Origin of the sequence: Streptomyces sp. N50 (genome assembly GCF_033335955.1) — a bacterium.
In the GTDB taxonomy this organism is placed as follows: Bacteria; Actinomycetota; Actinomycetes; order Streptomycetales; family Streptomycetaceae; genus Streptomyces.
Genome location: NZ_CP137549.1, coordinates 888486 through 906177 on the forward strand (window position 1 = coordinate 888486; position 17692 = coordinate 906177).

The following is a 17692-nucleotide window of genomic DNA, read 5'->3' on the forward strand; positions in this document are numbered from 1 at the left end:
GACGATGCTGCCGCCGGAACTGCCGCCGTTGCCCGCACTGACGCGCGCCGAGGGCGAGTTGATCGACCGTTATCTGGATGTGGCCGACCTGCTGGGCCGTATCAACCCGGCGCACAACGGTGACACGTACCGTGGTCTGAGGGCCGCTCAGGCGCTCGTGGCCAAGGCGACCGAGCTCCGGGACGCGCTGGCGCTGATGCACCAGCGGGGCGAGACCGAGCTGCACGCCCCCACGCTGGCGCGGGCGCTGCGCGTGCTGGACGGGGAGCGCCGCACGGCGCGCGTCACCCTGCCCTCGCCCTCCGACAGTTGACGGACGTGAAGCTGTCCCGAACGACGTCGAAACGAGCCGAACGACGTACCCCCGATCGGCGTAGTCGCGACTCCGTCCATACGGCCGTCCGGGTTGCGCAACACGCGTAGCCCGAGGGCCGGGTGAGGTGTTCCGGTGCTGGTCCGGGGCCCTGACACCCCTCGACACCCCTTCGAACACGGGGGTGTCCACCCGAACGGGTGAGTGGTGAGTAACCCCACAAATCCCCGGTTCCGTTGGGCTTTTCGGACATTCATAGGTGAAGATCCCTGTCTGACGACAAGACCCCGCCACAGCGGCGGGGCGATCCGGGCGGACGCCGAGTCCTGCCGCCGCCCGGATGACAGGTCGACAGGATTGCATCGGCAGGAGTGGAGGACCCAAGCACGACGGGTCGCCGGGACGGTCACGCCATGACCGGGTCGAGCAGCCCTTGGGGTGAAGCCGCGTCAGCGGCCGGGCAACTTCGCCAGCCCGAATCCGACAGGTCATCCTTCACAGGCGGCTGACGAAGGGTTGCGCATGACTGCGCTCAATCGTGTCCCGTCGCTGATGGTCAGGGCCGGTACGGCCTCGGCCTTCGCCATCGCCGCCGTTGGCGGTTCCGTCGTGATACCGGGCGTCGCATCCGACGCCGCGGCCGCGACACCCGCGACGAAGGCACTCCAGGTCGCGGCGTCCAAGAAGGGCGCCCCGTACAGGTACGGGGCCACCGGACCGGGCCGCTTCGACTGCTCCGGGCTCACGCTGTACTCGTACAAGAAGGCGGGCAAGAAACTGCCCCGTACGGCGGCCCAGCAGTACAACAAGACCCACCACATCTCGGCCAAGAGCCGCAAGGCCGGGGACCTCGTCTTCTTCCACTCGGGCTCCAGCGTCTACCACGTCGGCATCTACGCCGGCAAGGGAAAGATCTGGCACGCCCCGAAGACCGGGGACGTGGTGAGACTGCAGAAGATCTGGACCAAGAGCGTCTGGTACGGCCGGGTCAGCTGACCCGCGCTGAGAACTCCCGAGGGGGTGGCGGTCTCCTGACGGACCGCCACCCCCTCGGGTGTCCAGGGACGTTCACCACGCTGTTCTACGGCTCCTGCTGGCCCGCGGCGGTCACCGGGCGGGCCGGCACCGTCCAGGGCACCTCGATGGAGACCGTCTTGCCGCCCTCCAGAGTGGGCCGGACCTTGAGTTTGCCGCCGCACTCCGCGGTCAGCCAGCGGATGATCACCATGCCCCGGCCGTTGTCCTGCTGGACGGCGGCCGGCAGGCGTTTGGGGAACCGGGGATGGCTGTCGGTGACCCCGATGCGCAGGCGTTCGTCACGCTCCAGCTCGATGTCCACCGTGAAGGTGGGTGACTGCCCGAAGGTGTGCTGTACGGCGTTGGTGGCGAGTTCGGAGACGATCAGGCGGATGGTGTCGGCGACCTCCGTGTCCGCCGCGAGCCCCCATTCCACCAGGGTCCCGACGACATAGGTGCGGGCGGTGGAGACCGAGGCGGGATCGCTCGGCAGAGTGACGGATGCTTCCAGATGGTCTGCCATGGCGCGGTCGTCCCTTTCCCGCGGGACCGGTGTCCGACACGGAGCGGATGGTTCGAGTACGGTCCCGGACTGGTGCTTCTTCGCCAGACTGCCATTACCGCGTCGGTAACGGTGGCGATCCACCAAGATATGCATATATCTGTCGCTCGAAGCGGTGAACTCTGCGACCCCAGACCGTATTTGGGCGGCTCGGAAGGAGTAAGGAGAAACCCATGCAGTACGGTCCCGCGGTGCGCCGCCGGAAACTGGGCGCCGAACTCCGCGCGTTGCGTGCGGAGGCGGGGCTCACCAGCGGTGAGGCGGCCCGGCTGGTCGGCTGGCACCAGTCGAAGGTGAGCCGCATCGAGACCGGCGCGAGTGGCGTGAAACCACCCGACGTCCGGTTACTCCTGGACGCCTACCAGGTCGGCGACCCACAACTTCGGGACATGCTCCTCGTGTTGGCCGGCTCGGAGGACGGCGGCGGCCGGCACCACTGGTGGCACGCCTATCGCGGTGTACTGCCGCCCGCCTACCGGGACTTCATCAGCCTGGAGTCACAGGCCAGCACGCTCCGCACCCTGGAGACCTCGGTGGTCCCCGGCCTGCTGCAGACGCCCGAGTACGCCCGCGCGGTGACCCGGGCCGCCGTGGGAGGCCTCGACAACGACGGCCCCGAGCGACTCGACACGCTGGTGCAGGTGCGGTTGGCCAGGCAGGACGTGCTCCGCGCGGATCCGCCGCTGGAGCTGAGCGTGGTCCTCGACGAGGCGGTGCTGCGGCGGGAGGTCGGCGGGCCGGGGGTGATGGCGCGTCAGCTGGACCGGCTCGTGGAGGCGGCCCGGTTGCCTCAAGTGAGCCTTCAGGTACTGCCGTTCGCCGCAGGAGCACACATCGGCATCACCGGACCTTTCGTTATCTTCTCCTTTCCGAGCACTTCTGATCTGGACGTGGTTGTTCTAGACCACTTGACGAGTAGCCTCTACCTCGAACGGAAAGAAGACCTAGAGGCCTACACCGAGGCCTTCAACACCCTTCAGTTCCACGCCCTTTCGCCCGAGGATTCGTCGGATTACATCGCCGGGATAGGTGACGGCGCGTAAGGAGGCACCATGTCTGCACTGCCTCGGAACGTACCTTCCAGTTCTGACAGCTCTGACAGTTCTGATCTGCACGGTGTGCGGTGGCTGCGCAGCAGCTACAGCACGGGAGCGAACAACTGCGTCGAGGCGGCTCGTCCGCGCTCAGGCCCCCGCGCGGGGCTGCTCGCCGTACGCGACTCGAAGGACCCGCAAGGACCCGCCCTGCTGTTCTCCCCCGAGAGCTGGACGGGTTTCCTCAGCGCGTTCCACTGATCGGTTCCCCCGTAATCAGCGACGCACGACCGTGTCACGCCGACTCATGGTCGCGTCTCGCCGATCACACGTACAGCGCGTTCGATCTCGGCCCCGGAGAGGTCCGCTCGGGCGGTCAGCCTGAGCCGTGAGATGCCGTCGGGCACGGAAGGAGGACGGAAGCAGCCCACGGCCAGCCCTGCCGTACGGCAGTCGGCCGCCCATTGCACGGCCGCCTCCGGGGACGGCGCACGCACCGAGACCACCGCGGCGTCCGGACGTACCGCTTCCAGACCCGCGGCGGTCAGCCGCGTGTGCAGCTCACCCGCCACGGCGCGAGCCCGGGCAGCCCGCTCGGGCTCGCGCCGCAGCAGGGTGAGCGCGGCCAGCGCCGCACCCGCGGCGGCGGGCGCGAGCCCCGTGTCGAAGATGAACGTCCGCGCCGCGTTGACCAGATGGTCGATCACCCGCGCCGGCCCGAGCACGGCACCGCCCTGACTGCCGAGCGACTTGGACAGGGTCACGGTCACGACCACGTCCTCACGCCCCGCGAGCCCCGCCGCGTACGGCGCCCCGCGCCCCCCGTCACCCAGCACCCCGAGCCCGTGCGCGTCGTCGAGCAGCAGCCCCGCCCCGAACTCCCGGCACGCCTCGGCGAGCGCCTCCACCGGCGCCGCGTCCCCGTCCACGGAGAACACCGAGTCGGACACGACCACGGCCTGCCCGTCGTGCGTCCGCAGCGCCTTGCGCACCCCGTCCGGATCGGCGTGGCCTACGACCTGGGTCGCGCCCCGGGCCAGTCGGCAGCCGTCGATGAGGGAGGCGTGGTTGCCCGCGTCGGAGACGATCAACGAGCCGTGCGGCGCGAGCGTGGTGACCGCTGCGAGGTTGGCCGCGTACCCGGAGGAGAAGACGAGGGCGGCCTCGAACCCGCAGAACTCGGCCAGTTCACGCTCCAGTCGGGCATGCAGCTCGGTCGTACCGGTGACGAGCCGCGAGCCGGTCGACCCCCCGCCCCAGGTCCGCGCCGCATCAGCAGCGCCCTCGACGACCTCGGGGTGATGGGCCAGACCCAGGTAGTCGTTGCTCGCGAGATCGAGGAGCGGCGAGTCGGCGGGACGGGGCCGCAGGGTCCGTACGAGCCCGGCGCGACGGCGCTGCTCCGCCTGCTCGTCGATCCAGCCGAACGCCATGGTTCCTCCGGGCTTTTGTAGGCAGTGCACAGACACTAATCGGACGACGAGCCCCCCATGGTGTGGTGATACCCACACGCCCAGCCCCATGTCTTGTGCATTCTCTCCTTGGCCGCAAGCGGTCCCGTAGGACAGGATCGGATCTCATGGACCTGCTGAACACGCTCGTGGACAAGGGGCTTCGGCGCGAGCTGCCGACCCGCGCGGAAGCTCTCGCCGTCCTCGCCACCTCGGACGACGACCTGCTGGATGTCGTGGCCGCGGCCGGAAAGGTGCGCCGGCACTGGTTCGGCCGACGGGTGAAGCTCAACTACCTCGTCAACCTGAAGTCCGGCCTGTGCCCCGAGGACTGCTCGTACTGCTCGCAGCGGCTCGGCTCCAAGGCCGAGATCCTGAAGTACACGTGGCTGAAACCCGACGCTGCCTCGAAGGCGGCCGCGGCCGGTGTGGCGGGAGGTGCCAAGCGCGTCTGCCTGGTCGCCTCCGGCCGAGGTCCGACCGACCGGGACGTGGACCGGGTCGCGGGCACCATCAAGGCGATCAAGGACCAGAACGAGGGCGTCGAGGTGTGCGCCTGCCTCGGCCTGCTCTCCGACGGCCAGGCGGACCGGCTGCGCGAGGCCGGCGCCGACGCCTACAACCACAACCTCAACACGTCCGAGTCGACGTACGGCGACATCACGACCACCCACACCTACGCCGACCGCGTCGACACCGTGCAGAAGGCGCACGCGGCCGGCCTGTCCGCCTGCTCCGGCCTGATCGCCGGCATGGGCGAGAGCGACGAGGACCTGGTCGACGTCGTCTTCTCCCTCCGCGACCTGGACCCCGACTCGGTGCCGGTGAACTTCCTGATCCCGATGGAGGGCACCCCGCTCGAAGCCGAGTGGCACCTCACCCCGCAGCGCTGTCTGCGCATCCTCGCGATGGTCCGCTTCGTCTGCCCGGACGTCGAGGTCCGTATCGCGGGCGGCCGCGAGGTCCACCTGCGCACGATGCAGCCCCTCGCCCTGAACCTCGCCAACTCGATCTTCCTCGGCGACTACCTGACGTCCGAGGGCCAGGCAGGCCACGCCGACCTGGAGATGATCGCGGACGCGGGCTTCGAGGTGGAGGGCGCGGGCGAGGTGACGCTGCCGCGGCACCGGGCGACGGCGGGCGGCTGCGGCTCGCACGAGGACGCGGGCTGCGGATCACACGAAGGTGCCGGCTGCGGCGGCCACGAGGGCGCCGCTGGGGGCTGCGGCGGGCACGAGGGCGCCGGAGTCTGCGGTTCCGCTCCCGCTCCCGCCGCCGCGGCTACGGCCGCCCCCGCGCCGCAGGCCGACGAGGTGCGCCGCGACCTGGTCTCCGTACGCCGTCGAGGTGCCGGAACGGACATCGCGCCCAATGCCTGACCCGACCGGCCGCCTGCCCGTCCCGGAGCTGCTGGAGCTGGACCGGCGGCACGTCTGGCATCCGTACGGTCCGATGCCCGGCCGGGTCGACCCGCTCGTCGTGGAGTCGGCGAGCGGGGTGCGGCTCCGACTGGCGGGCGGCGGGGGCGAGTTGGTCGACGGGATGTCGTCCTGGTGGTCGGCGATCCACGGCTACAACCACCCCGTGCTCAACGAGGCCGCGCACGAGCAGCTCGGCCGGATGAGCCACGTGATGTTCGGCGGGCTCACGCACGAGCCCGCCGTACGGCTGGCGAAGCTCCTTGTCGACATGTCACCCGACGGCCTGGAACACGTCTTCCTGGCCGACTCGGGCTCGGTGTCGGTCGAGGTCGCGGTGAAGATGTGCCTCCAGTACTGGCGCTCCCTCGGCCGCCCCGCGAAACAGCGCCTGCTGACCTGGCGCGGCGGCTACCACGGCGACACCTGGCAGCCGATGTCGGTGTGCGACCCCGAGGGCGGGATGCACGAGCTGTGGTCGGGGGTGCTGCCCCGGCAGGTGTTCGTGGACGCGCCTCCGGCCGAGCACGAGGAGTCGTACGCCGACCGATTGCGCTCGGCGATCGAGCGGCACGCGCACGAACTGGCCGCGGTGATCGTGGAGCCGGTGGTGCAGGGCGCGGGCGGGATGCGGTTCCACTCCCCCGCGTATCTGCGCGTGCTGCGCGAGGCGTGCGACGCGCATGACGTGCTGCTGGTGTTCGACGAGATCGCGACGGGTTTCGGCCGCACGGGAGCCTTGTTCGCGGCGGACCACGCAGCCGTCACACCCGACGTCATGTGCGTGGGCAAGGCGCTGACCGGCGGCTACATGACGATGGCGGCGAGCCTGTGCACGTCACGCGTGGCCGAGGGCATCTCGCGGGGCGAGGTACCGGTCCTCGCCCACGGCCCGACCTTCATGGGCAACCCGCTGGCGGCGGCCGTGGCCTGCGCGTCGCTCGAACTCCTCCTGAACCAGGACTGGTTGACGGAGGTCAAGCGCATCGAGACGGGCCTGCGGGAGGGCCTGGCCCCGGCGCGGGAGATCCCCGGCGTCCAGGACGTCCGCGTCCTCGGCGCCATCGGCGTGGTCCAGCTCGACCACGCCATCGACATGAAGGCCGCCACGGACGCGGCCGTCCGCGAGGGCGTGTGGCTACGGCCGTTCCGCGACCTCGTCTACACGATGCCGCCGTACGTCACGGGCGACGCCGACCTCGCGCGGATCACCCGCGCGGTGTGCGCGGCGGCACGGGAGGGATGACATGCCGGTACTGGTGATCACGGGCACGGGCACGGAGGTCGGCAAGACGATCACCACGGCCGCGGTAGCCGCAGCGGCGACGGCAGCCGGCCGCACAGTGGCCGTCCTGAAGGCCGCGCAGACGGGTCTACGGCCGGACGAGCGCGGGGACGCCGACGAGGTGGCGAGGCTCGCGGGTGGGGTCACGGCGACCGAACTCGCCCGGTATCCCGAGCCGTTGGCCCCCGGCACGGCCGCCCGCCGGGCCGGTCTCGCGCCGGTACACCCGCACGAGATCGCCGAAGCCGCCCAGAAGTTGGCCACCGAGCACGACCTGGTGCTGGTCGAGGGCGCGGGCGGGCTGCTCGTACGGTTCGACGAGGAGGGCGGCACGCTGGCGGACGCGGCGAAGTCGCTTGCCGCTCCGGTCCTGGTGGTGGCGTCGGCGGGTCTTGGCACCCTGAACACGACGGAACTGACGGCTCGCGAACTCCGTTCCCAGGGGCTTGAGTTGCTGGGTGTGGTGATCGGCAGCTGGCCCAACACGCCTGATCTTGCGTCGCGTTGCAATGTGGCCGACCTGCCGGAGGTGGCGGGGGCGCCCTTGCTCGGGGCGTTGCCGGAGGGGGCCGGTGCTCTGCCACCCGCCGACTTCCGTGCCGCGGCCGCGAGTTGGCTGGCGCCGCGGCTCGACGGGGCGTGGGATGCCGAGGAGTTCGGGGAGCGGGAGGCTCCGCCGACCTGAGACTCCCGCTCGACCGGCGCCGTCTAGGAGGCCTCCCCTTCCGCCAGCAGCCGTACCAGTTCAATGCGCGACCGGATGCCCAACCGGCTGAAGACGCCCCGTAGATGGTGGTCGATGGTGCGGGGGCTGAGGGCGAGGCGGACGGCGATCTCGCGGTTGGTGGCGCCGTCGGCCGCCATGCGGGCGACCATGAGTTGCTGGGCGGTCAGGCGGGTGGTCGGGTCGAGGGCACCCGGTGTGGGGAGGACCGTCGCGGTCACCGGGGTGCCGAGGGCGCGGAGTTCGGCGCGGGCCTGGGCGGCGCAGTGCGGGGCGCCGAAGGACTCGAAGGCCTCCAGCGAGGTGTGCAGGCGGTCACGGGCCTCGGTGCGGCGGCGCAACCGGCGCAGGGCGCCGCCGAACAGCAACTCGGTGCGGGCCCGTTCGAAGTCACGGGTGCCGTGCGCGTGGAGGTCGAGGGCGACGCGGTAGTGGTCCACGGATTCGTCACCGGGCGCGAGCAGGGCCCTGCAACGGGCGCTCAGGGCAAGGTCGTCGGGGCTGCGCACGGCACGGGCCCAGCGGTCGTAGTCGGCGTGTGCGGCACGGGCGATCCGGGTGTCGCCGCTGCGGACGGCGGCCTCGACGTAGTGCGGGGTGGCGAGGTGCCGTATCGCCCGGTGGCCGTGGCCCGGGCCGAAGCCGGCGAGCGCGCGCAGCCGGGCCGCGGCGGCGGCGAAGCGGCCACTGCTCAAGTCCAGGTAGGCGAGCGCCCATTGGGCGAGGGCGGCCGGCAGTCCCAGGCCCCGGCCGAGGGCGTACGAGCGGGCGGCGGCGGCACGTTCCCGGCAGACATCGCCGTCCCCGGTGAGCGCCGCGAACATGGCGAGCGCTGCCTGCAGATGGCAGGCTCCGTTGTCCTGCCCGGTGGCGTGTGCCTGCCACAGGGCGTCGGCCACGGCCGTCTCGGCGGCCCGCGGATGCCCGGTCCAGAACTCGGCGTACGCCCGGAACTCCATCGCCTGCGCCACGACCACGGTCGCCCCCCGCGCCCGCGCCGAGGCCGCCGCCCGCACGGTGGCGGTGGTGGCACGGGTGTGGTCACCGAGCATCAACGCGGCGATCCCGGCGTGGATGAGGAGGGTGGGGTCGCCCCCGGGTCCGCAGCGCCCGGCGGCGGCCTTGAGCAGATCCCGCGCGTCCTCGTACCGCCCCTCGAACGCGGCAGCCAGTCCCCCCAACGTCCCGTGCGGCACGATCCCCACCCGGGAGGCCACCGCAGCCGCCTCCCGGCACCGTCTCAGGTCCCCGGTGTAGACGGCGGCTTCAGTGGCCCGGGCGAGGAGGTGAACGGCGTGGTGGGCGACGGGAGTTCGGGGTACGGCGGTGATGGCGATGCGGGGCGTCCTGGTCGTTCGGGGTACCGCGGTAGACGGAGGCGTGGCCGTTCCCGGGGTTGCGGCCGACCGGGTTGCCTCATCGATCGACCGGGACGTGGCCGTTCGCGGAGTCGCGGCCGACCGGGTTGCCTCATCGATCGACCGGGACGTGGCCGTTCGCGGGGTCACGGCCGACCGGGTTGCCTCGTCGGTCGACCGGGATGCCTCAGTCACTCGTGTCACCTCGCTCACTCGTGTCACCTCGGCCGACCGGGATGCCTCGCTCAAGGAAGCCGCGGACTCCCCGACCTCCCACCGCGCCACCGCCATCAGCAGCGCGTCGAACGCCTCGGCCGCGTTCCCCGCCCGCAGGGCGAACACCCCGTTCAACGCGTCGCTGTCCGTCGCGGCCGCGAGTCTTCGCGCCCGGTCTCCCTCCCCGGACTGCCAGGCGTCACCGGCGGCCCGGTCGAGGAGGCGGGACTGTTCGCGCGGGTCGCTGGAGAGCGCGGCGGCGCGTTCCACGAGGGCGCAGGCCAGGGGGTGTTCGCCGGCGTCGCGTGCCTGTTGCGCGGCCGTGCGGAGTTCCGCGCTGAGCCGCACGCTGGGGCCGAGCGCGCCCGCGCCCCGGTGCCAGGAACGTCGCGGTGTCTCCCCCTCCGCGCGCAACACCCGTGCCAGCAACCGGTGTACGTCCCGCCGGTCCGCCGCCGACCCGGTCTCGTACGCGGCGATCCTCGTCCACGCGTCGCGGAAGACGACCCCGCCCGCCGTCGCGTGCGCCACCCCGGCCGTCTCGGCGGCTTCGAGGGGTCTGGTGTCGAGCCGCCCAGCCGCGACGGCCCGCAGGAACGCGTGCGTGGCGACCGGGTACTGGTCCGCCGCCGCGAGCAGCAACAGCAGCCGCGTGTCGTCGGGCAGGGCGCGGATCTCCCGGCGGTACCGGGTGAGCAACTCCGGTGCCAGGGACGCCGGTTCGGTCGGGAGGGGGTCGAGGCCGGCGGCCTGGCGTGGGGTCAGGCGCGGGAGGAGTTCGGCGGCGGCGCGCGGATCGCCGTAGACCGCGCGGAGCATACGGATGCGGACCCCGTCGGGGAGGGCGGGGTCGAGGGTTCGCGCCGTGTCGGTGCGCGACGGGGGCGAAGTGCGGTCTAGGGAAGTGGGGTTCACCGGAGTCAGCACACAACTGACGTTACTGGCGAGTTAATTCACCCGTAAAGACCGGCGATTTCGCCGATGCGGCGCGCGTAGACCCGCGCTGACACTCCTGACAACCCCACCCGTATCAGGAGGCATCATGCAGCGCCACAAGCGTCGCATCGCCGCGGCCCTGTCGGCCGTGACCACCTCGCTCCTTCTGTCACTCTCTCTGGCCTCGACGCCCGCTCACGCGGCGAGCCACGATCCGATCGTGTTCGTCCACGGTCTGAGCAGCGACTCCACCAGCTGGGACGACTGGATCGCGGACTTCGAGGCGGACGGCTACTCGTCCTCCGAGCTGTACGCGATCTCCTACGACTGGACGAAGTCGAACGTCACGACCGCTTCGACACTGTCGACCTACATCCAGTCCGTCCTCTCCAAGACAGGCGCCTCGAAGGTCGACCTGGTGGTCCACTCCATGGGTGCGCTCAACAGCCGCTACTACCTCAAGAACCTGGGCGGGACCTCGTACGTCGACCACTTCGTGTCGGTCGCCGGAGTGAACCACGGCACGAGCATCGCCTCGCTGTGCGGCTGGCTGTACACGTCCTGCAAGGAGATGCAGACGGGGAGTTCGTTCCTCACGGCGCTCAACTCGGGTGACGAGACGCCCGGGAGCGTGTCGTACGCGGCCTACTGGTCGGACTGCGACGCGGCGATCGACCCGGACACCTCGGCCGAGCTGAGCGGCGCGACCAACGTCGACGTCGGGTGCATCTCGCACACCGACATGAACAACGACCACGGCGTCTACGAGCAGGTGCACGCCTTCATCTCCTGACCCACCCCAGTGCGGCAGCGGGGGTGGTCAAGGGCGGCAGGGGGGACAATCCCGGTAGGGACCGGTTTCGGCCCGGTCCGGCCCGGGAGGTCGCCATGCCGCTACGGTCCGCAGGCTCCGGCACAGTGCCGCGGGACGCCGTCCACCACCCGCTGTTCGCCCGCTACTACGCCCGTTTCAGCGTGAGCGCCGAGTCGCGGTTCGGTCTCGCCGGGATGCGGGACCGGCTGCTCGCCGGGCTCTCCGGGCGGGTGATCGAGATCGGCGCCGGGAACGGCCTGAACTTCGCGCACTATTCGAGCGCCGTCTCGGAGGTCGTCGCGATCGAGCCCGAGCGGACGCTGCGGCAGCTCGCCGTGGAGTCCGCCCTCCGCTCCGACGTCCCCGTCGACGTGGTGCCGGGCGCGGCCGAGAAGCTGCCCGTGAAGAGCGAGGCCTTCGACGCGGTCGTCCTGTCCCTGGTGCTGTGCAGCGTGCGCGACGTGCCGAGGGCGCTCGCGGAGGTACGGCGGGTGCTGCGACCCGGTGGAATCGTACGGTTCTTCGAGCACGGCCGGGGCGGCGGACCGGCGATGGTGTTCACCCAGCGGGCCCTGGACCGCACGGTGTGGCCGCCGCTGAACGGCGGCTGCCATCTGGCCCGCGACCCGGTGGCCGCGCTGCGCGACGCCGGGTTCGAACTCGGGCCGTACCGGCGGGTGTTGATCCCCGAGAAGGGGCCCACGCTGCCGTCCTCGTACTGCGTCCTGGGCACCGCGTGGCGCCCTGAGGCAGCCGACTGATCACAGGCTCCACTGGCGCAGTTCGTGCGCGATCTCGTCGACCGACGCCTCGCCGCTCTTGACCAACTGGGCCAGATCGCGGACCTGTTCGGGCGAGGTGACGACCTTCAGGCCGCTGGCGACGAGGTAGGCGTAGGCGACAGCCGAGGCGAAGAGGGCGTTGGAGCGCTCCAACGCGGGGACGTGGATGAGGAGTTGGAGTAAGGCGGCGGCGCGTGCGTGCGGGCTGTCGTAGACGGGGACGTCGAATATGTCGGCCTGGTGGCGCGCTACGGCGGCGACGAGCGCGCCCCAGTCGGTGACCTGGGGGTCCCCGGGTGTGTTGTGTTCGGCGAGCATCAGCAGCCAGGCGAGGTCGATCCTGAGGTTGTTCAAGGGATCAGCGGCGACCTTCGCGGGTGCTCTTCCCGTCGGCGCCGAACTCGTCGGCGAAGACGGACTCGTACTGCTTCATGAAGTCGGCCGCGGCCTCGACGAAGGTGTGGCCGACCTCACCGGTGTCCTGTCTGACCAGTTCCTCTATGTAGCGGTTGACGCTCATGCCACGCGCCAGGGCACGTTCACGGGCCGCGCGGGCGGTGCCTTCGTCCACGCGTACGTTCAGCTGGGTCTTCGCCATACCTAGACGCTAGCGCTGTATCGCTAGCACCGGCAAGGGCTCGTCCACTGGGTGGAGAGTGCCCCTTACACCGGTATCGGGGGCCCGACCTGGGATGGAGACCGCCTCGGTCGCACGGGGGATATCGGGTGTGCGGCGCGTCACACTAGGCTCGCCCCGCGGCGAAGGCGCCGGAACGACAGCGAGCGAAGACGACGAGCGAAGGAATCCCAGGGGGCCGTCTTGTCCACATCTGCTGCGCAGCACGTCCCGGGTCAGGCATCGGCCGGCGGGATCGCGGCCCGCGCCCGCGGTCTGACCAAGGCGTACGGCTCGGGCGAGACGACCGTGCTCGCCCTGGACTCGGTGGACGTGGACATCGCGCGGGGCCGTTTCACCGCGGTGATGGGTCCGTCGGGGTCCGGGAAGTCCACGCTGATGCACTGCCTGGCGGGGCTCGACACCGTCTCGGCCGGACAGGTGTGGCTCGGCGACACCGAGATCACGGGGCTGAAGGACCGCGAGCTGACGCGGCTGCGCCGGGACCGGATCGGGTTCATGTTCCAGTCGTTCAACCTGATCCCGACCCTCAACGCGGCCGAGAACATCACGCTGCCCATGGACATCGCCGGCCAGAAGCCGGACCAGAAGTGGCTGGACCAGGTCATCGACACGCTCGGACTGCGGGACCGGCTCAAGCACCGGCCGTCCCAGCTCTCCGGCGGCCAGCAGCAGCGCGTGGCCTGCGCGCGGGCGCTCGCCTCCCGCCCCGAGCTGATCTTCGCGGACGAGCCGACCGGCAACCTCGACTCACGGGCGGGTCTGGAGGTGCTCGGCTTCCTGCGCGACGCCGTCGACGATCTCGGGCAGACCGTCGTCATGGTCACCCACGACCCGGGCGCCGCCGCCCACTCCGACCTGGTGCTCTTCCTCGGTGACGGCCGGATCGTGGACGAGATGGAGCGGCCCACGGCGGAGGGCGTGCTGGAGCGGATGCGCCTCTTTCCCGGGGGAAACCCCCAGACCCCCGGCCTCGACCTGACGAGGGGCCAGTTCGACGGTCCCGATGCCGACCCCGGGGCCCGTCCCTCCGACGACTCGACCGACGTCACCCTCGACAAGGACTGAACCCGTGCTGAAGGCGACCCTCCGGAGCTTCCTCGCGCACAAGGGACGGCTGCTGCTCTCCGCGCTCGCCGTCGTGCTGTCGGTGGCGTTCGTCGCCGGCAGTCTGATCTTCTCCGACACGGTGACCCGCACCTTCGACCGGCTCTTCGCGTCCACGTCCGCCGACGTGACCGTGGAGCCGAAGCAGGACCTCAAGTCCTCGGTGCCGACCGGCGCGACCGAGACCGTGCCCGCCTCGCTCGCCGGGCAGGTCGCGAAGGTCGCCGGGGTCGCCTCGACCCACGCCGACGTCTCCGTCGAGAACATCGTGGTCGTCGACAGCAGGAACAAGTCCGTCGGCCCGACCACCGGCGCCCCGACCATCGCCACCGACTGGTACCTCACCGACCGCAGCCCGGTGAAGCTGACCTCCGGCCACGCCCCGCAGGGCGCCGACGAGGCCCTCCTGGACGCGGACACCGCCGACAACAAGCACGTGAAGATCGGTGACACGCTGGCGGTCCAGGCGCAGCCGGGCACCTTCCACGTCACGATCGTCGGCATCGCCACCTTCACCACCACCAACCCCGGCGCCGCACTGGTCTTCCTCGACCCCGCCACCGCGAAGTCCCAGCTGCTGGGCGCCTCCGACCGCGCCACGAGCATCTCGGTGGACGCGGCCAAGGGTGTCGACGACGCCGTACTCAAGCAGCGGGTGACCGCCGCGATCGACTCCTCCGGCACATACGACATCAAGACCGCGAGCGAACAGGCGAAGTCGGCCGCAGCCGATCTCGGCGGCTTCCTCGACGTGATCAAGTACGTGATGCTGGGATTCGCCGGCATCGCGGTCCTCGTCGGCGTGTTCCTGATCGTCAACACGTTCTCGATGCTGATCGCTCAACGCACCCGCGAACTGGGCCTGTTGCGCGCCCTGGGCGCCGACCGCAAGCAGGTGCGGCGGTCGGTGCTCACCGAGGCGCTGCTGCTCGGGCTGGTGGGCTCGACTCTGGGGCTGGCGGCCGGGATCGGGCTCGCGGCCGGGCTGATCAAGCTGATGACCGCGTTCGGGATGAACCTCAAGACCACGGAGATGGTGGTCGGTTGGCCAACTCCGGTGGCGGCATACGTTGTTGGGGTCGGCGTCACCTTCGTCGCCGCGTATCTCCCGGCCCGGCGCGCGGCGACCGTCTCTCCGATGGCCGCTCTCGCGGACGCCGAAGTCGCGGGCGTGGGGCGGCCGTTGAGGGTGCGCGCGGTGGTGGGCTCGATCGTCGCGGTGATCGGTGTGGCCGCGCTGGCGGGTTGCGCCGCCGCGACGAAGACAGCCTCCTCCGCCTCCTTCCTTGGCCTCGGCATCGTCCTCACCCTCATCGCGACCGTGATCGCGGGCCCGCTGCTGGTCCGCCCGATGATCCGGGTGCTGGGCGGCGCCTTCCCGGCCCTGTTCGGCTCGGTCGGCCGGATGAGCCAGCGCAACGCCCTGCGCAATCCGCGCCGTACGGGCGCCACCGCGGCGGCCCTGATGGTGGGGCTCGCGCTGGTCGGCGGGATGTCGGTGGCGAGCGCGTCCATGTCCAAGTCCTTCGACCAGCAGATCGACAAGACCCTGGGCGCCGACTTCGTGATCCAGAACGGCAACTTCCTACCGTTCTCCAAGGAGGTCACGGACCACGTGCGCGCGACCGAGGGCGTCGGTCTCGTCGTACGGGCCCGCTTCGCGCCCCTCGCGGTCCGACTGCCGGACGGCAAACGGGTGGAGACGACGGCGGCCGGTTACGACACCCCGCTCGACGACGTCGCCCACATCAAGTACGCGCAGGGCAGCACGAGTTCGGCGCTCGCGGCCGGACACCTCGCGATGGAGGCCGACTTCGCGAAGAAGCACGGTGTACGGATCGGCAGTGTGCTCCCCGTCGAGTTCCCGGGCGGCCGCACCACGAAGCTGACGGTGGGCGCTCTCAGCGACCAGGGTTCCTCGGGCGGTTTCGGGACGCAGGGCGGGCTGTTCTTCGGGATCGCCACGGTCGAGAAGTACGTCCCGAACGGCCAGGACTCCTCGCTCTACGTGAACGCCGCGTCCGGCACCGGCGCCGACCAGCTCCGCAAGTCCCTTGAGACGACGCTGAAGCCCTATCCGCAGGTCCAGGTCCGCGACCAGGCCGACTACAAGAAGCTCGTCCACGACCAGATCGCCGTACTGCTCTATCTCGTCTACGCGCTGCTCGGGCTGGCCATCGTCATCGCGGTGCTCGGGGTGGTCAACACCCTTGCCCTGTCGGTCGTGGAGCGCACCCGCGAGATCGGCCTGCTCCGCGCAATCGGCCTCGGCCGACGCCAACTGCGGCGGATGATCCGCCTGGAGTCGGTGGTGATCGCCGTGTTCGGCGCGGTGCTCGGGCTCGGGCTCGGCCTGGTGTGGGGCGTCTGCGCGCAGCAGGTCCTGGCCCTCCAGGGCATGAAGGCGCTCGCGATTCCCTGGACCACGATCGTCGCGGTGGTGATCGGCTCGGCGATCGTCGGCATCGTGGCGGCACTGCTGCCGGCGCTGCGCGCGTCGCGCATGAACGTGCTGGCGGCGATCGCACACGAGTGATGGAATCGCGGTGGACACTCAAGTCGCCTTCCGTGGAGGAGAGTTCATGCCGCGCCCGTTCCGCTTCGGGGTCAGTCTGCTCACGTCCGCGCCCGCCGACGAGTGGCGCGCCAAGTGCGGACGGGCCGAGGAACTCGGCTACGACGTGATCCTGGTCCCCGATCATCTGGGCATGGTCGCGCCGTTCCCGGCGCTGGTCGCGGCGGCGGAGGCGACCGAGCGGCCACGGGTGGGCACGTTCGTGCTCAACGCGGGCTTCTGGAACCCGACTTTGCTGGCCCGCGAGGTGACCACGACCAACGACCTGACGGGTGGACGCCTCGAACTCGGGCTGGGTACCGGCTATGTGCGGGCGGAGCACGACACGGCGGGGCTGCCCTTCGGATCGCCGCGCGAACGGGTGGACCATCTGCGGTACACGGTCCAGGAGTTGGAGCGGCTGCTGGACGCCGCGGAGTGCCGGGTACCGCTGCTGCTCGGCGGCAACGGCGACCGCATGCTGCGCCTGACCGCCGCGCACGCGGACATCGCCGCGTTCACGGGGGCGAGCCTGGAGCCGGGCAGCACGACGGGCAAACTGGCCCCGGTCGACGCCGCCGGGTTCGGTCAACGGGTCGCCCGCTACCGGGAGTTCGCGGCCGGCCGCACGGAACCCGCCGAACTGAACCTGCTGATCCAGCAGGTGGCGGTGACCGACGACCCCGCGGGCGCGCTCAAGCCCCTGCTGGACCGGCGACCGGACCTGTCCCTGGAGCAGGTCATCGATCTCCCCGTGATGCTGATCGGCACCCTGGAACAGATCACCGCGAAGCTGCGGGCGCTGCGCGACCAGCACGGGTTCTCCTATCTCACCGTGCTGGAACCGCACCTGGAGGCATTCGCTCCGGTCATGGCGGAACTCCGGCGAAACCCGGTCGCCCCGCATGCCCACCCTCTGCTTGGCTCTCCCCATGAGTGATCTTCATATCCGCAGCGCGGCCCTGTCCGACATCGACGCCGTGCTGGCGTTCTGGCGCGAGGCCGCCGAAGGCACGAGCATCAGTGACGACCGCGACGGCGTGGCCCGGCTGATCACCAGGGACCCGGACGCGCTGATCCTCGCGGAACGCGACGGACGGCTCGTCGGGTCCGTGATCGCCGGTTTCGACGGCTGGCGCTGCCACCTCTACCGGCTGGCCGTGCACCCGGAGCACCGCCGGCAGGGCATCGGCTCGGCGCTGCTCAGCGCGGCCGAGGAGCGGTTCGTGGCGCTGGGCGGGCGCCGCGGGGACGCGATGGTGCTGGAGCGCAACGAGACCGGGCAGCATGCGTGGCGCGCGGCGGGGTACGCACCCGAGGAGCAGTGGCGACGGTGGGTGAAGCACCTCACCACCTGATCGCTTTGCCCGTCCTTTACTATTGGCGGACCACTCCGAACTTCTGAATCTTTTCGAAAGGTGTGAGCGTCCGCCCATGGGCGAGCCTCCCAGTCCCGGCGCGCGACATCGCGCGAACCTCCCTGC

18 protein-coding genes and 1 riboswitch are annotated in these 17692 nt (G+C 70.9%); of the genes, 13 read left to right on the forward strand and 5 right to left on the reverse strand.

Translation table 11 applies throughout. The features are described 5' to 3' along the window. The first annotated feature begins 4 nt into the window (after positions 1-4). Together R2B38_RS03630 and R2B38_RS03635 are read left to right on the forward strand one after the other, a co-directional pair. Positions 5-313, forward strand: coding sequence for a hypothetical protein (locus R2B38_RS03630; protein WP_318014920.1), 309 nt, complete (start codon positions 5-7; stop codon positions 311-313). 339 nt (positions 314-652) lie between these two features. Next, positions 653-832, forward strand: a riboswitch (cyclic di-AMP (ydaO/yuaA leader). Between the two features lie 3 nt (positions 833-835). Beyond that, complete coding sequence (locus tag R2B38_RS03635) at positions 836-1309, forward strand: C40 family peptidase (protein WP_033278230.1); 474 nt, start codon at positions 836-838, stop codon at positions 1307-1309. Between the two features lie 85 nt (positions 1310-1394). Here R2B38_RS03635 and R2B38_RS03640 read toward each other — a convergent pair whose 3' ends face one another. Further along, entirely contained in the window at positions 1395-1853 is a 459-nt protein-coding gene (locus R2B38_RS03640) for an ATP-binding protein (RefSeq protein ID WP_033278229.1), read from the reverse strand. 212 nt (positions 1854-2065) lie between these two features. On the opposite strand from R2B38_RS03640, the gene R2B38_RS03645 reads away from it, so the two are divergent. Then, on the forward strand, positions 2066-2935 hold the full coding sequence (locus R2B38_RS03645) for a helix-turn-helix transcriptional regulator (protein WP_318014921.1): 870 nt from the start codon (positions 2066-2068) through the stop codon (positions 2933-2935). Between the two features lie 9 nt (positions 2936-2944). Next, positions 2945-3187 carry a DUF397 domain-containing protein gene (locus R2B38_RS03650; protein ID WP_318014922.1) on the forward strand — a complete coding sequence of 81 codons (243 nt, stop codon included), beginning with the start codon at positions 2945-2947 and terminating at the stop codon, positions 3185-3187. A gap of 44 nt (positions 3188-3231) precedes the next feature. Here the strand turns inward: R2B38_RS03650 and R2B38_RS03655 are convergent, their stop codons facing one another. Continuing rightward, the gene (locus tag R2B38_RS03655) at positions 3232-4359 is read right to left on the reverse strand and encodes an 8-amino-7-oxononanoate synthase (protein ID WP_318014923.1); all 1128 of its coding nucleotides are present in this window, start codon (positions 4357-4359) and stop codon (positions 3232-3234) included. Between the two features lie 146 nt (positions 4360-4505). Here R2B38_RS03655 and bioB point away from each other — a divergent pair, with 146 nt between their 5' ends. Genes bioB through bioD form a run of 3 tightly spaced genes read left to right on the forward strand, consistent with a single transcriptional unit; the run spans position 4506 to position 7765 of the window. Beyond that, a complete protein-coding gene (gene bioB / locus R2B38_RS03660; protein ID WP_318014924.1) occupies positions 4506-5756 on the forward strand; it encodes a biotin synthase BioB in 1251 nt (416 codons plus the stop codon). Next, positions 5749-7041: an adenosylmethionine--8-amino-7-oxononanoate transaminase gene (locus R2B38_RS03665; RefSeq protein WP_318014925.1), complete on the forward strand. Its 1293-nt coding sequence runs from the start codon at positions 5749-5751 to the stop codon at positions 7039-7041. The genes bioB and R2B38_RS03665 overlap by 8 nt, the downstream gene beginning before the upstream one ends. A 1-nt stretch (position 7042) precedes the next feature. Further along, positions 7043-7765, forward strand: a complete 723-nt coding sequence (gene bioD / locus R2B38_RS03670) for a dethiobiotin synthase (protein WP_318014926.1) — start codon at positions 7043-7045, stop codon at positions 7763-7765. Positions 7766-7788: 23 nt separating this feature from the next. On the opposite strand, the gene R2B38_RS03675 is transcribed toward bioD, so the two are convergent. Continuing rightward, on the reverse strand, positions 7789-10305 hold the full coding sequence (locus tag R2B38_RS03675; protein ID WP_318014927.1) for a helix-turn-helix transcriptional regulator: 2517 nt from the start codon (positions 10303-10305) through the stop codon (positions 7789-7791). A 115-nt stretch (positions 10306-10420) separates the two neighbouring features. On the opposite strand from R2B38_RS03675, the gene R2B38_RS03680 reads away from it, so the two are divergent. Both R2B38_RS03680 and R2B38_RS03685 read left to right on the forward strand, forming a co-directional pair. Continuing rightward, on the forward strand, positions 10421-11107 hold the full coding sequence (locus R2B38_RS03680) for a triacylglycerol lipase (protein WP_318014928.1): 687 nt from the start codon (positions 10421-10423) through the stop codon (positions 11105-11107). Between the two features lie 95 nt (positions 11108-11202). Then, positions 11203-11889 (forward strand): class I SAM-dependent methyltransferase, encoded by a 687-nt coding sequence (locus tag R2B38_RS03685; RefSeq protein ID WP_318014929.1) that lies wholly within the window; start codon positions 11203-11205, stop codon positions 11887-11889. Here R2B38_RS03685 and R2B38_RS03690 read toward each other — a convergent pair whose 3' ends face one another. Continuing rightward, positions 11890-12264, reverse strand: a complete 375-nt coding sequence (locus R2B38_RS03690) for a hypothetical protein (protein ID WP_033278220.1) — start codon at positions 12262-12264, stop codon at positions 11890-11892. Between the two features lie 4 nt (positions 12265-12268). Beyond that, complete coding sequence (locus tag R2B38_RS03695) at positions 12269-12508, reverse strand: hypothetical protein (RefSeq protein ID WP_033278219.1); 240 nt, start codon at positions 12506-12508, stop codon at positions 12269-12271. Between the two features lie 222 nt (positions 12509-12730). Between R2B38_RS03695 and R2B38_RS03700 the strand changes: the two genes are divergently transcribed. Genes R2B38_RS03700 through R2B38_RS03715 form a run of 4 tightly spaced genes read left to right on the forward strand, consistent with a single transcriptional unit; the run spans position 12731 to position 17566 of the window. Further along, the gene (locus R2B38_RS03700) at positions 12731-13615 is read left to right on the forward strand and encodes an ABC transporter ATP-binding protein (protein WP_318014930.1); all 885 of its coding nucleotides are present in this window, start codon (positions 12731-12733) and stop codon (positions 13613-13615) included. 4 nt (positions 13616-13619) lie between these two features. Next, complete coding sequence (locus R2B38_RS03705; protein ID WP_318014931.1) at positions 13620-16190, forward strand: ABC transporter permease; 2571 nt, start codon at positions 13620-13622, stop codon at positions 16188-16190. 46 nt (positions 16191-16236) lie between these two features. Continuing rightward, positions 16237-17148, forward strand: a complete 912-nt coding sequence (locus R2B38_RS03710; RefSeq protein ID WP_318014932.1) for an LLM class F420-dependent oxidoreductase — start codon at positions 16237-16239, stop codon at positions 17146-17148. Beyond that, positions 17141-17566, forward strand: coding sequence for a GNAT family N-acetyltransferase (locus R2B38_RS03715; protein ID WP_318014933.1), 426 nt, complete (start codon positions 17141-17143; stop codon positions 17564-17566). Before R2B38_RS03710 ends, R2B38_RS03715 begins: the two co-directional genes overlap by 8 nt. Positions 17567-17692: the final 126 nt, after the last annotated feature.